This is a genomic window from Streptomyces sp. NPDC028711 (assembly GCF_055565415.1).
Genome location: NZ_JBVHUJ010000005.1, coordinates 277007 through 290391, shown reverse-complemented (window position 1 = coordinate 290391; position 13385 = coordinate 277007). Strand labels below are relative to the sequence as shown.

Here is a 13385-nt window from a genome sequence, read left to right as displayed (position 1 = left end):
GGCCGGTCAGACCCCCGCACCTGTCATGCGGCGACGACGGGCGATGAAGAGTCCGCCGCCGAGCGCGGCGGCGGCGACCAGGCTGCCGCCGACGGCCATCTCGGTGGAGCTGGGCGCGAGCGAGCCGCCGATGCCGCCCTGTGCGCCGCGGCCCGCGAGGACGCGGAACGGGTGGGTGACCACCCGGGAGTTGTCGCTGCACTTGACGGCGAGGTTGTAGCTGCCCGGAGTGGCGTTGTTGTGGACACGGGCGATGGCGCTGGAGAGCCCGTTGGAGTTGACCGAGAGGTTGGTCGTGGGGAAGGCGTTGGACGTGACCGTGCCACCGTGACCGCACCCCTTGGCGGTGATCGTGATCGTCGATCCCGCGTGGACGTCGAAGGGGTTGACCTGGACATTGCTCGGCCCGTTCGTGGCGACGGCGAGGGGGGCCGCGAGCCCGACCGCAGCGATTGCGGTGGCGGTCACCGCCAGAGTGCGTGCAGCACGCATGGTTGAACCTCCAGTGGAAGACGCCCCAAAGCGGTGCTCCGGGAGTTTCGACGAGTACGCCTTCCATGACGAACCATCACAAGTCGGGGCGAGCTGTGCATGTCGGCACTGGTCCACCCCGGTGAGGCGACACGCCGGGAAAACGACCTCCGGAGGCGGGGGAAGCGCAGGTCAGAGCCGTCTCAGCTGCTTATCTGACGAATACTCGGATGGGTCAGCCCTCTGTCACCCGCCTGTCGTCGCGGGCCACTGCCGATCCGCCCCTGGCGCGCTCCGTGATGCCCGCCTCCGAGGGCGGCCGCGCGCACCCCGTCGACCGTGCTCCGGCACCCGTCCGGCGGCGGCCTCCACCCGTTCGCACCGTCCGGCGCGACGGCCCGGCCGGCCGCCCTTACCGTTCTGACGACGCCACGAAGGGAGAACCATGCCCCCGAAGGACTTCCGCGTCTTCGAACGCAGGAGACGCCAACCCTGGGGCGTCCTGGCCCTCGCCATGCTGTCCGGGATCGCGATGATGCGCAACGGAGTGGACGTCGCGCTCGGGCCCCCGCAACCCGCCGCCGCGGCACGGCCGGTGGCCCGCCCCGTCACCCCGCCGCCGGCCTCGGCGACCGAGGGGCTCGAGCCGCTTCCCTTCGCCCCGGCCTCCCGGATCAAGATCCCCGCGATCCGGGTGGCGGCCCCGATCATGGACGTGGGCCTGGACCCCGACGGCTGGGTGGCGGCCCCTCCGCCCGAGGACGCCAACCTCGCCGGCTGGTACCAGAACGGCATCTCCCCCGGCCAGCGCGGCACCGCCGTGGTCGTCGGCCACGTCGACAACGCGCAGGGCCCCGCGGTCTTCTACGGCCTGGGGTCGCTGGAGAAGGGCCAGCACGTCGAGGTCGAGCGGTACGACGGCCGGGTGGCCGTCTTCGAGATCTACGGCGTCGAGGTGTACGCGAAGAACGACTTCCCCGGCGTACAGGTGTACGCCGACACCGGTGAGCCCGAACTGCGGGTCATCACCTGCGGCGGCGGCTACACGCGCGCGCGGGGCTACGACGGGAACGTCGTGGTGTACGCGCGCATGGTCGGCTCCCGCTGATACCTCGTCGGGACACGGCGAAGGGCCCCGGCACCGGGAGGTGCCGGGGCCCTTCGCCGTACCGCGGGGCTCAGCTCCGGGGGACGGTGATGTGGTAGCCGGCGTCGAGGAGTTCGGGGAGATAGCGGCGGAGCGCGGCGACGCTCTGCGCCCGGTCGCCACCGGCGTCGTGGGAGAGCACGACCGCCCCCGGGGCGGCGCCGTCGAGAACCCGGCGGACGATGGTGTCGGTGCCGGGTTCCTTCCAGTCCAGGGTGTCGACGGTCCAGGCGAGCGGCTCCATGCCGAGTTCGGCGCCGATCTCGAAGGAGTGCCGGTTCCAGGCCCCGTAGGGGGCGCGGTACCAGAGTGGGGCCGTGCCGAGGGTCCGCTCGACGACCTCGCTCGTGGAGCCCAGTTCGTCGCGGATGCGGGAGGGCCGCAGCTTGGGGATGAGGGGATGGGACCAGGAGTGGTTGCCGACGACGTGACCGTCCTCGGCCATCTCCCTGAGCAGGTCAGGGTGTTCGACGGCCATCTCGCCGCAGACGAAGAACATCGCCCGGCATTCGTACCGGCGCAGGGTCTTCAGGATGCCGGGGGTGTAGCGGGGGTCCGGTCCGTCGTCGAAGGACAGCACCATGGAGCGGCCGACCCCGGACATGCTGAGGAAGGGCCGCTGCCGCACCGGCGGCAGCCCGCGCCGGAAGGCGGGGGGCGCGTACGCGGTCATCGGCTGGAGCCGGTAGGCGCTGGGGCGGAGCCGGGGGGCCTGGGCCTGGGGCCCCGCGGCCGGGCCCGCCGCCGCGCCACCCGCCCCCGTCCGGCCCCCGGGCAGGGCCGGGGGCACGGCCCGTGCGGACCGCTCGGGGGCGGCGAGCCGGTCCACCGCGAGGACTCCGACGGTGGCGGTGGCCCCGAGGGCGGCGGCGAGCCGCAGCACCGCACGCCGCCCGCTGGTCATCTGATCCTTTTTCATGACCAATGGTTCGTATGGATGAGGGCCCGTGCGGTTCACCGACACCGGCCGCCCGTCCGAAAACACCCGATGAGCCGAAAGCCACCGCAGGGGCGGCTCGCACCGGGCGGCGGGCTACTTGCCCATCACCAGGCCGTCCTGGTCGGCGCCCCGGCTGAGCACCACCTGCCGGATCGTGTCGCGGATGCCGGCGCGGTGCGGGTCGTCGCCGTCGGCGGCGAGGTTGACCACCCGGCCCCGCGCGGTGTCGAACCACTGCGGGACGAACTCGGCCTTGGTCACCTCCCAGCGCCCGCCCGGGTTCCTGGGCGGGGCGAAGGTGAAGCGGCCGATGCTGCCCTGGTTGCCCCGGGGGTCGTAGGCGCCCTGGTGGTTGATCATGTCCCCGGCGATCTGGTCGCCCATCCCGTAGACGACCCAGGTGCCGTTGACCTTCTCGTACGCCTGCGGCACATGGGCGTGGGTGCCGATGATCAGGTCGATGTCGGGGCGGCCGCCCGTCTGCGAGGCGGTGAGGGCGCGGCCGAGGGAGAGCTGGCGCTCGTCGGGTGCGGTCTGCCACTCGGTGCCCCAGTGGACGCTGACGACGACCACGTCGGCGCCGGCCGCGCGGGCCGCGCGGGCGTCGGCGATCACCTTCCGCTCGTCGAGCAGCTGGACGGCCCAGGGCTGTCCCTCGGGCAGCGGGTAGCCGTTGGTGTCATAGGTGTAGGCGAGCTGGGCGACGGTCGCGCCGCCGGCCTTGAGCAGGGTCGGGGTCGCCGCCTCCGCCGCCGTACGGGCCGATCCCGCGTGCCGGACACCGGCCCGGTCCAGGGCGTCGAGGGTGCGGCCGAGGCCGGCCGCGCCGTCGTCGAGGGTGTGGTTGGAGGCGGTGGAGCAGGAGTCGTACCCGGTGGCCTTGAGCGCGGTGGCGACCTCGGGCGGCGACTTGAAGGCGGGGTAGCCGGTGTAGGGCCCGCCGTCCTTCCCGTACACGGTCTCCATGTGGCAGATGGCGAGGTCGGCCCCGGCGACGACGGACTTCGCCCCGGAGAACATGGGGGTGAAGTCATAGCCGTCTCCGCCGGCGTCCGCGGCCGCCCGGCGGATGATCGAGTCGTGCGGGAGGACGTCCCCGGAGGCGACGAGGGTGAATCCGGCGGGTGCGGAGGCCCCGCCGGGGGCGGCGGACGGGACGGCGGGCCGCACGTTCCCCGGTCGTCCTGCCGTGGCCTCGGGGGTGGCGGCCCCGCCGGCCGGGCCGCTTCCGTCGCCGCAGCCGGTCGCCGCCGCGAGCAGGACGGCGGCCAGCGCGACCGCCCCGGCCGGTCTGGTGCGTGAGGTCATGACGGCACTCCAGCCAACTCGTGTGATGAACATCTGTTCTGACGAATTGATCTCCTGGAAAAGCCGCAGTCAAGGGTCAAGGCCGCATCGGGGCAGGAACCCCGCTGAAACGGACGCAGCACCTCCGTTCGGACGTGCGTCCGACCGTTCGCCGTACCATTCGCCGCTCGGTGCGACCGTTCGTCGCACACCGGTGTCCGTTCCCTGTCCCTCGCCGCCCGGATGCGCTCGTATACGGCCGGACGACGAGCCGCGGAGAGGCGGGCAGCATGACGACGGCGACCACCGACGAACGGACCCTTGAGGAGCTGCAGCGGGACCACGGCCCCGCGCTGCTCTCCTTCCTGCTCGGCCTCACCTACGGGGACCGCCAGCGGGCCGAGGACCTCGCCCAGGAGACCCTGGTACGGGCCTGGCTCCACCCCGAGGCCTTCGACGGCCCCTACGAGTCGATGCGCCCCTGGCTCTTCACCGTGGCCCGCCGCCTCGCCATCGACGCCCGGCGCTCACGCCTCGCCCGGCCCGCCGAGATCGGCGACGGCGTCCTCGCGGTGACGCCCGACCCCGCCGACGCCACGGCCTCGGCCGAGGCCGCCCTCGACGTACGGGCGGCCGTCCGCGAACTGAGCCCGGAGCACCGCGCGGTGCTCGTCCGGCTGTACTTCCACGGCCTCACCGTCAACGAGGCCGCCGTGGAACTCGGCATCCCCGCCGGCACCGTCAAGTCGCGCTCCCACTACGCGCTGCGGCAGCTCGGCCGGTCCCTGCCCGGCTACCGGCCGCGCCGCTCGGCCGTTGCCCGGCCCCGTGCCGTGGCCCCACAATGACGCCGTGACGTTCACTCTCGCCGCCGCCGAAAAGGTCCTCGCCGACAACTTCGCCCCCTGGGTGCTCGACCTCGGGCTCACCGTCGAATCCGTCGAAGCCGACGGGGCCGTGCTCCGGCTCCCGTGGTCCGACCGGCTGGCCCGGGAGGGCGGTGGTCTCTCGGGCCAGGCCCTGATGGCCGCCGCCGACACGGCGACGGTGATCGCGGTCGCCGCCGCCCGGGGCGGCTTCGTGCCGATGACCACCGTCCAGCAGTCGATCAGCTTCCAGCGGGCGGTCCTCGGCTCCGACGTCCTGGTGCGGGCCCGGCTCACCAAGGCGGGCAAGCGGATGGCCTTCGCCGACATCACCATGACGGCCGAGGGCACGGAGGAGACCGCCGCCCACGCGACGGCGGTGTACGCGCTCCTCGGCTGAACCGTCCGGACGCGCCCCTCGGCCAACCGTCCGGACGCGCCCCTCTGGCCTCGTACGTCTCCTTTGACCCCAGGAATCCCACCGGCACCGATCCGGCCGGGAAACGTATCCGAAACCACACGGGCCAGTTGAGCAAAGCGGGACCCGCGGGCGCCCTTCGCGGAGGAAGCTCTCCCCGGGCCCCACACGTCCGGGTCCCCCATGTCCGGGAGAAGGTGGGAGCGTTGCTGCCCGAGAGCACGAACGGCGCCGGCGGCACGAGTGGCGGCGGCCTCGCCGTCCCGATGGCCTGGCTGTGCGCCGAGTACCTGGCCGACGAGGTGCTGCGGGCCGCCGCACTCGTGGCGCCCGGCTCACTGGAGTACCGCGCGGGCCTCCAGGCGCTCGCCCTCACCGTCCACCTCTCGGAGGGGCCGGAAGGACCGACGGGCGGCAGGGCCGACGGCCGGATCGACGCGTGGCTGCGCCACACGGCGTACGACCGGCCCTGGCCCCCCTGGGTCGAGGAGCGGCTTGCCGCCCGGCGCGCGTCCGGCGGCGAGGGCCCTGATCTGGCGCTCGCGGAGAGCGCCTGGAGGCGTCTCCGGGACACCTGGGTGCGCGCCGCGGACCTCGAGGGCCGGACGGGCGACGACCAGGAGTGTCCCGTCGACGAGGACGAGCAGATCTGGCTGCCCGCCTGGAAGCTGGGCCTGCCCCTGGCCCACCTCTCGCTGCACCTGCGCTGACGGGGAACCTGTCGACGTGGCGACCTGGGGCCGTCACGGCGCCGAACGGTGCACTCCCGGGCGGTACTTGGGGATGCGTACCGTCACCTTCATCCCGGCGCCGACGCCCGTCTCGATGACGAGCCCGTACTCCGTCCCGTACACCTGGCGCAGTCGCTCGTCCACGTTCGAGAGGCCGATGCCGGAGCCCGCCGGGTGCTCTCCGCGCAGGACCGCGCGCAGCAGCTCCGGGTCCATGCCGATGCCGTCGTCCTCGACGGTCACCACGGCCTCCGCGCCCGCGTCCCGGGCCGCGATGGTGACCCGGCAGCCCCGCTCCCGGTCCTGGAGGCCGTGCTTCACCGCGTTCTCCACCAGCGGCTGGAGGCAGAGGAACGGCAGGGTCACCGGCAGGACCTCGGGGGCGATCTGCAGCGTCACCTTGAGCCGGTCCCCGAAGCGCGCCCCCGCCAGGGCCAAGTACTGCTCGATGGAGCGCAGTTCGTCGGCGAGCTGGGCGAACTCGCCGTGCCTGCGGAAGGAGTAGCGGGTGAAGTCGGCGAACTCCAGGAGGAGTTCCCTGGCCCGCTCCGGGTCGGTGCGCACGAACGAGGCGATGGCCGCGAGGGAGTTGAAGATGAAGTGCGGGGAGATCTGGGCGCGCAGCGCGCGTATCTCGGCCTCCACGATCCGGGTGCGGGAGCGGTCGAGCTCGGCCAGTTCGAGCTGGACGGAGGCCCAGCGGGCCACCTCGGTCGCCGCCCGCACCAGGACGGCCGACTCCCGCGAACCGTAGGCGACGAGCGCGCCGAGCACACCGTCCTCCCCGGTGAGCGGGGCGATGACCGCCCAGCGCAGCGGGCAGGCCGGATCGTCGCAGCCGGTGGGCGCGGACCGGCTGCGGCCGGTCTCCAGGGTGTCGGCGGCCTGCGCCGGGACGTGTGCGCGGTGATGGTCCTCGCCCGGTCCGTCCCAGGCGAGGACGGCGCCCCGGTCGGTGAGACAGAGCGCCTCGGTGCCGAGCAGGGAGCGGAGCGTGCCGGCCGCCCTGCGGGCCGTCTCCTCGGTGAGTCCGGCGCGCAGCGGCGGGGCGGCGAGCGAGGCGGTGTGCAGCGTGTGGAAGGTGGCCCGCTCGACGGGTGTGCCGAGATCGGGATCGGCGGCGCCGCGGCCGCCGCGCCGGGCGGCGAACCGTCCCAGGACGAAGCCCGCGGCGAGCAGCACGACCCCGGTGGCGGCCAGGGCGGCGAGGGCGATGCCGGTCATCGGCGGGCCTCCTGGACGGGGAAGACAGAGGCGGCGGCGCTCATCGGCGTACCTCACGAGCGAGGGAGCTGCCCGTCATCGGCGGGTCTCCTGGGCGGGGACGGTGCCCGTGAACTCCTCCGGCAGGTGGAGGCGCGCGAGGAGCGCCGGAGTGCCGGGCGGGACGCGGCCGGGCGTCGCGAGCGAGACGAGGACCATGGTGAGGAAGCCGAGCGGGACGGACCAGACGGCCGGCCAGGCCATCAGGGTGTGCGGCCAGCCCTCGGGGGCGAGTCCGGCCCGGGTCGCCATCACGGCCGCGAGGGCGGATCCGCCGCCGAGCAGCAGTCCCGCCATGGCGCCGGGCGGGGTCAGCCGCCGCCACCAGATGCCGAGGACGAGCAGCGGACAGAAGGAGGAGGCGGAGACGGCGAAGGCGAGGCCGACGGCGTCGGCGACGGGCACCTTCGAGGCGACCACCCCGACGGCGAGCGGCACGGCGGTGGCGAGCAGGGTCGCGAGGCGGAAGTGCCGTACGCCCCGGGACGGCAGCACGTCCTGGGTGAGGACCCCGGCGACGGACATGGTGAGCCCGGAGGCCGTGGAGAGGAAGGCCGCGAAGGCGCCGCCGGCGAGGAGCGCCCCGAGGAGGTCGCCGAGGAGACCGCCGAGGATCCGGTCGGGCAGGACGAGCACGGCGGCGTCGGCGGAACCGGTGAGGGCGAGCTCGGGGGCGTAGATCCGGCCGAGGGCCCCGTACAGCGGCGGCAGCAGGTAGAAGGCGCCGACGAGCCCGAGCACGACGAGGGTGGTGCGGCGGGCGGCGCGGCCGTGCGGGCTGGTGTAGAAGCGGACGGCGACGTGCGGGAGCCCCATGGTGCCCAGGAAGGTCGCCAGGATCAGTCCGTACGTGGCGTACAGCTGGTGCCCGTCGCGTCCGCCGGCCAGCGGCTGGGACCAGCCGAGGGGGTCGGTGCCGCTGGCGACCCTCTCCGGCAGGGCCGCGCCGGGCTCGAAGGCGAGGGTGGTGCCGCCGAGGACGTGATGGGTGCCGGCGGGCAGGGTCATGGTCCGCTGCTCGTACGGGACGGAGTCGACGCTTCCGGTGACCGTGACGGTCAGCGGGGCGTCGAGGCCGATGCGTACGGTGTCGGCGACCGTGACGACGGTGTGGCCGCGGAGGACGGCGGGGGCGTCGAAGCGGGCCCTGGGCGCCCCGTCGCCGTACCAGGCGGCGAGCAGGAAGAGGACGGGGACGAGCAGGGCGGTGAGTTTCAGCCAGTACTGGAAGGCCTGGACGAAGGTGATGCTGCGCATGCCGCCGGCGGCGACGGTCCCCGTCACGACGAGGGCGACGAGCAGTCCGCCGACCCAGTCGGGTGCCCCGGTGAGGATCTCCAGGGTGAGGCCGGCGCCCTGGAGCTGCGGCAGCAGGTAGAGCCAGCCGATGCCGACGACGAAGAGGCTGGCGAGCCGGCGGGCCTGCGGTGATTCGAGGCGGGCCTCGGCGAAGTCGGAGAGGGTGTACGCCCCGGAGCGGCGCAGCGGGGCGGCGACGAGGACGAGCAGGACGAGGTAGCCGGCGGTGTAGCCGACCGGGTACCAGAGCATGGCGGGGCCCTGGACGAGGACGAGACCCGCGATGCCGAGGAAGGAGGCGGCGGAGAGGTACTCGCCGCTGATGGCGGCCGCGTTGAGGCCCGGCCCGACGGTGCGGGAGGCGACGTAGAAGTCGGAGGTGGTCCGGGATATCCGCAGGCCGAGGGCGCCGATGAGGACGGTGGCGGCCACGACCGCGGTGACGGCCGCGACGGCGTAGGTCTGGTTCACGCGGGCACCGCGCGGGGATCGCTCATGCGGACCTCACCGTTCGACGAGGCCGGTGAAGTCGCGCTCGTTGCGTTCGGCGCGGCGCACGTACCAGTGGGCGATCCCCCAGACGACGGGATACACGCCCACGCCGAGGGCGATCCACACGAAGGCCTCGGGCGCGGGCAGCGCGAGCAGCAGCGGCAGCGAGCCGACGAGCAGGGCGAGGGCCCCGAGCGCGGTGAGGGCGGCGCGCAGCTGGCTGCGCATCAGGGAGCGGACGTAGGTGTGGCCGAGAGTGGTCTGCTCGTCGATCTCCGAGCGGGCCGGAGGGTGGACGGGCCGCCGCCCGGCGGGGTTCGGCACGGCCCCTCCGCCGTGGGCGGAGGCATAGGTGACGGTCTCGCGGCGGGGCCTGCGCTGGGGGTCCCCCCGGCCGAGGGCGGGGGGAGGGTGGTGCTCGGACATCGGGGTCCGCTCCGCCTCTCTCGACGACTTCCGAAAGGTCCCGCGGGCCAAGAGGGTGCCTTGACCTGGGACGCGTGGAGTCTACGCAGCGCTTCCCGGCCGCGACAGAGGTACGGAGGGTCAGCCTCCGGCACGCCGCATCAGCAGGTCCCGCAGGTCGCGCGCGTGCCGGCGGCTGACCGCGAGATCGGCGTCCCCGACCCGGACGGAGGTGGCACCACCGTCGAGCCGGAGCTCGTCGATCCGGGCGAGGGCCACGAGATGGCTGCGGTGGATCCGGACGAAGCCCCGGGCCGCCCACCGCTCCTCGAGGGTGGAGAGCGGAATGCGGACGAGATGGCTGCCGTGGTCGGTGTGGAGGCGGGCGTAGTCGCCGTGGGCCTCCACGTACGCGATGTCGTCGACGGAGACGAAGCGGGTGACCCCGCCCAGCTCGACGGGGATCTGCTCGGCCGCGACGGGCGCGGCAGGGGCGGGCGCGGCGGTGGTGTGCACCAGGTCGTGGACCCGGCGGACGGCCTCGGCGAGCCGCTCGCGGCGGACGGGCTTGAGGACGTAGTCGACGGCCTTCAGGTCGAAGGCCTGGAGCGCGAAGCCCTCGTGGGCGGTGACGAAGACGACGAGCGGCGGCCGCGCGAAGCCGGCGAGCAGCCGGGCGACGTCGAGCCCGGTGAGGCCGGGCATGTGGATGTCGAGGAAGACGACGTCGACGGCCTCGTCGCCGTCGGGCCCGGTCTCCAGGGCGCGGCCGATCCTGCGGAGGGCGGCGGTGGCGTCGCCCGCTCCCTCGGCGCTCCGGACGCGGGGGTCGGCGCGCAGCAGGTAGAGGAGCTCCCCGAGGGCGGGTTCCTCGTCGTCGACGGCCAGTACGCGCAGCATGCGGCGGAGTGTAGTGCGCGCGGATCGGGGGGCCGGGTGGGGGCGTGCGGGGCCGCGTCGGGGGGGCAAGGAGCGGGCGGTCCGCTCGGCCTACTTGAGGAGCTTCGACAGGCGGCGGTCGGCGAGTGGCTTGCCGCCGGTCTGGCAGGTGGGGCAGTACTGGAGGGAGGAGTCGCTGAAGGAGACCTCGCGGATGGTGTCCCCGCACACCGGGCAGGCCTCGCCCGTACGCCCGTGGACGCGCAGGCCGCTCTTCTTCTCGGCCTTGAGCTTGCCTGCGGCGAGGCCGTGGGAGCGTTCGACGGCCTCGTGGAGAGTGGTCCGCATCGCCGTGTAGAGGGCGGTCGTCTCCTCCGGGGTGAGGTTCCGGACGGGCTTGAAGGGGGACATCCTCGCGACGTGGAGGATCTCGTCGCTGTACGCGTTGCCGATCCCGGCGATGAGGCTCTGGTCGCGCAGGGCGCTCTTGATCTGGCGGCGTTCGCCGGCGAGCAGTGCGGCGAACTCCTCGGGGCCGAAGTCCTCGGCGAGCGGGTCGGGGCCGAGCCGGGCGACGCCCGGCACCTCCTGGGGATCGTGGACCAGGTGGACGGCGAGGCGTTTGGTCGTGCCCGCCTCGGTGAGGTCGAAGCCGTCGCCGCCGGTGAGCGCGGTGCGCAGGGCGAGCGGGCCCTTGCCGGGCCGGGGCGGTCCCGTGGGCAGCGGATCCTGCCAGCGGAGCCAGCCCGCGCGGGCCAGGTGGAAGAGGAGGTGGAGCTCGCCCGCGGGTCCCGTGGCGGTGAGGTCGAGGAACTTCCCGTGCCGACCGACCGCGGTGACCTCGGCGCCCTCGACGGCGCTGAGGGGCGGGTCGTACGTCTTGAGGACGCTGATCGCGACGGGCGTCACGCGGGCGATCTCCTTGCCCACCAGGTGCGTGTCGAGGAACGCGCGCAGCGCTTCCACCTCGGGGAGTTCGGGCATGGTTCCACCCTGCCGCACCGGCGCCGGGGCCGCGCGCCGGTACGACCCGGGGCGTACCGATCGGTGGGCGCCGCTCGCCCGGAGGGGCGACCCGTTCGTCGCGCCCCGGCGGCGGGCACTGACGAGCCCGGTCTGATCGGCAGACACCCCCTAGGGTGAGTGACGTGCGTGTACTGCTCGTCGAGGACGACGAAGACCTCCGGTTCGGGGTGGCCGCCGCTCTGCGGGCCGCCGGGCTCGCCGTCGACGAGGCCGCCGACCTGCCGCGGGCCGACGAGGCCCTGTTCGTCACCGCGTACGACTGCGCGGTCTTCGACCGGATGCTGCCGTCCGGGGACGCCGCCGCCTATGTCGACGGGCTGCGGCGCGACGGCCGTGACGTGCCCGTCCTGTTCCTGACCGCGCGTGACACGGTCGCGGACCGGGTGGAGGGCTTCGCGAGCGGCGGCGACGACTACCTCGTCAAGCCGTTCGCCGTGCCCGAGCTGGTGGCGCGGGTGCGCAGCCTGTGCCGCCGCTCCGCCGTCGTACGCCCTCCGGTGCACCGCCTCGGCGACCTGGAGATCGACACCGCCCGCCGGCACGTCCGCCGGGCCGGCGTCCTGCTCACGCTCACCACCAGGGAGTTCGCGGTCCTCGAAGTCCTCGCGGCCCGTGCCGACCAGGCGGTCTCGCGCGCCGACCTGATCGAGAGCTGCTGGGACGAGATGGCCGAGCCGCAGTCCAACGTCCTGGAGGTACTCGTCTCCCAGCTCCGCCGCAAGCTCGGGGACCCGCCGCTGATCCACACGGTGCGCGGCGTCGGTTACCGGCTCGCGCCCGACGACGCGCGATGAGGCCGGCGCTCCCCCGCCGCGCGCCCGCGTCCTCGCTCACGCCGACGGCGCGGGTGCTGCGGCTGCGCCGGCGGATCAGTCTGCTGTTCGCGCTGACGAGCGCCGTCGGGCTGATCGCGATGGCCGCGTTCGCCGTGCGCAGCGACAGCGCGCGCTGGCGGGAGCAGCTCGACCACGTGATGGACGCGGACACCAGCTGGGCCCTCGGTCTCCTGGAGACCGACGAGAACGGGCGGCTCGCCACCGACGTCCTGGCGGACACCGTGGACACCGGCTGCCCACCGCTGACCGTGCTTCTCACGGTCCCCGACGAACCGGACGGCCTGACCGTGCGGCACGCACCGGCCGCGCCCTGTCTGACCGTCGGCGCCGACGTGCTCCTGGAGGCGGGGCGTGCCGCGGCGCGGGCGGGCGAAGCCCGGGGCTTCGACCGGCGCGCGACCGACGGTGCGCCCGTCCGGGTGTTCGCGCTGCCCTTCTACCCGCCGGAAGCGGCCGAGGACGAGGGGCCGCAGGGCGTCCTGGTGACCGTGGCCGACGCGGCGGCCCAGCGGGACGACCACCGGCGGCTCGTGTGGGGGGTGGCGAGCGGCTGCGCGGTGCTCGTGCTGCTCTCGGCGGCCGTCGGCCACGTCCTGTCGGGGCGCGCGGTTCGGCCCGCCCTCACCGCGCTCGGCCAGCAGGAGGCGTTTCTCGCGGACGCCGCTCACGACCTGCGGACCCCGGCCGCCTCGCTCCGGACGCTCGCGGAGACGGCGCTGCGCGGCGAGACGGACAGCACGGACGTCCACCGGCGCACGCTGCGCCTCGCGGAGGGCATGGGCCGACTGGTCGACGGGCTGCTCACCCGGGCCCGGCTCATGTCCGGTACGGCCGCGGTGGCGCGCCAGCCGCTGCGCCTGGACCAGGTGGTGGAGGCGGTCGTCGACGAGGCCCCGACCGAGGGCCATCACGTACGGGTGGAGGCCGAGGACACGGTCGTCGTCGCCGATCCGGACCTGGTGCGCCGGGCCGTCGGCAACCTCCTGGGCAACGCGCTCGCGCACGGCCACGCGCGGGGGGTTCCGGCGGACGTACGCGTCACGGTGACCCGGGACGGCACCGTGACGGTCGACGACGAGGGCCCCGGCCTGCCGCCGGAGGTCTCGGACGCACTGTTCGAACGGTTCCGGAGCGGGTCGGGCTCCACGGGTCTCGGCCTGTCCATCGCGTCCTGGGTCGCCCACGCCCACGGCGGCACGCTGACGGCGGGGAATTCGGAGCACGGAGGTGCCAGGTTCGTCCTGCGGCTGCCGACACCGGACGCGCGGGGGCGGGGGCCGTCGGACCGGTGAGGGGGCTCGGGCCCCGGGACCGGTCGGGGCGTC

The 13385-nt window shown here is 74.3% G+C and carries 14 protein-coding genes; 6 read left to right on the top strand and 8 right to left on the bottom strand.

Annotated elements, in window-relative coordinates; translation table 11 throughout:
- Positions 1-6: 6 nt before the first annotated feature.
- Positions 7-492, bottom strand: a complete 486-nt coding sequence (locus tag ACZ4VK_RS19165) for a hypothetical protein (RefSeq protein ID WP_359205407.1) — start codon at positions 490-492, stop codon at positions 7-9.
- Between the two features lie 424 nt (positions 493-916).
- On the opposite strand from ACZ4VK_RS19165, the gene ACZ4VK_RS19160 reads away from it, so the two are divergent.
- Complete coding sequence (locus ACZ4VK_RS19160; protein ID WP_468353539.1) at positions 917-1579, top strand: class F sortase; 663 nt, start codon at positions 917-919, stop codon at positions 1577-1579.
- A gap of 70 nt (positions 1580-1649) precedes the next feature.
- Here the strand turns inward: ACZ4VK_RS19160 and ACZ4VK_RS19155 are convergent, their stop codons facing one another.
- Both ACZ4VK_RS19155 and ACZ4VK_RS19150 read right to left on the bottom strand, forming a co-directional pair.
- Positions 1650-2537, bottom strand: a complete 888-nt coding sequence (locus tag ACZ4VK_RS19155) for a polysaccharide deacetylase family protein (protein WP_468353538.1) — start codon at positions 2535-2537, stop codon at positions 1650-1652.
- Positions 2538-2651: 114 nt separating this feature from the next.
- Complete coding sequence (locus tag ACZ4VK_RS19150; RefSeq protein ID WP_468353537.1) at positions 2652-3866, bottom strand: CapA family protein; 1215 nt, start codon at positions 3864-3866, stop codon at positions 2652-2654.
- A gap of 269 nt (positions 3867-4135) precedes the next feature.
- Here ACZ4VK_RS19150 and ACZ4VK_RS19145 point away from each other — a divergent pair, with 269 nt between their 5' ends.
- From ACZ4VK_RS19145 to ACZ4VK_RS19135, 3 genes are all read left to right on the top strand, one after another.
- Positions 4136-4693, top strand: a complete 558-nt coding sequence (locus ACZ4VK_RS19145) for a sigma-70 family RNA polymerase sigma factor (RefSeq protein WP_468353536.1) — start codon at positions 4136-4138, stop codon at positions 4691-4693.
- Between the two features lie 4 nt (positions 4694-4697).
- Positions 4698-5111 (top strand): PaaI family thioesterase, encoded by a 414-nt coding sequence (locus ACZ4VK_RS19140; RefSeq protein ID WP_468353535.1) that lies wholly within the window; start codon positions 4698-4700, stop codon positions 5109-5111.
- 224 nt (positions 5112-5335) lie between these two features.
- Positions 5336-5839, top strand: a complete 504-nt coding sequence (locus ACZ4VK_RS19135) for a hypothetical protein (protein ID WP_468353534.1) — start codon at positions 5336-5338, stop codon at positions 5837-5839.
- 33 nt (positions 5840-5872) lie between these two features.
- Here the strand turns inward: ACZ4VK_RS19135 and ACZ4VK_RS19130 are convergent, their stop codons facing one another.
- The 5 genes from ACZ4VK_RS19130 to ACZ4VK_RS19110 all read right to left on the bottom strand — a co-directional run bounded on the left by ACZ4VK_RS19130 (position 5873) and on the right by ACZ4VK_RS19110 (position 11182).
- Positions 5873-7084, bottom strand: a complete 1212-nt coding sequence (locus ACZ4VK_RS19130) for a histidine kinase (RefSeq protein ID WP_468353533.1) — start codon at positions 7082-7084, stop codon at positions 5873-5875.
- Positions 7085-7159: 75 nt separating this feature from the next.
- Complete coding sequence (locus ACZ4VK_RS19125) at positions 7160-8893, bottom strand: sodium/solute symporter (protein WP_468353532.1); 1734 nt, start codon at positions 8891-8893, stop codon at positions 7160-7162.
- Positions 8894-8926: 33 nt separating this feature from the next.
- Positions 8927-9340, bottom strand: a complete 414-nt coding sequence (locus ACZ4VK_RS19120) for a hypothetical protein (RefSeq protein ID WP_468353531.1) — start codon at positions 9338-9340, stop codon at positions 8927-8929.
- 120 nt (positions 9341-9460) lie between these two features.
- Entirely contained in the window at positions 9461-10219 is a 759-nt protein-coding gene (locus ACZ4VK_RS19115) for a LytR/AlgR family response regulator transcription factor (RefSeq protein ID WP_468353530.1), read from the bottom strand.
- A gap of 90 nt (positions 10220-10309) precedes the next feature.
- Positions 10310-11182 carry an Fpg/Nei family DNA glycosylase gene (locus ACZ4VK_RS19110; RefSeq protein WP_468353529.1) on the bottom strand — a complete coding sequence of 291 codons (873 nt, stop codon included), beginning with the start codon at positions 11180-11182 and terminating at the stop codon, positions 10310-10312.
- 164 nt (positions 11183-11346) lie between these two features.
- Between ACZ4VK_RS19110 and ACZ4VK_RS19105 the strand changes: the two genes are divergently transcribed.
- Together ACZ4VK_RS19105 and ACZ4VK_RS19100 are read left to right on the top strand one after the other, a co-directional pair.
- A complete protein-coding gene (locus ACZ4VK_RS19105; protein WP_468353528.1) occupies positions 11347-12018 on the top strand; it encodes a response regulator transcription factor in 672 nt (223 codons plus the stop codon).
- Entirely contained in the window at positions 12015-13352 is a 1338-nt protein-coding gene (locus ACZ4VK_RS19100; RefSeq protein ID WP_468353527.1) for a sensor histidine kinase, read from the top strand. The genes ACZ4VK_RS19105 and ACZ4VK_RS19100 overlap by 4 nt, the downstream gene beginning before the upstream one ends.
- The last annotated feature ends 33 nt before the right edge of the window (positions 13353-13385 follow it).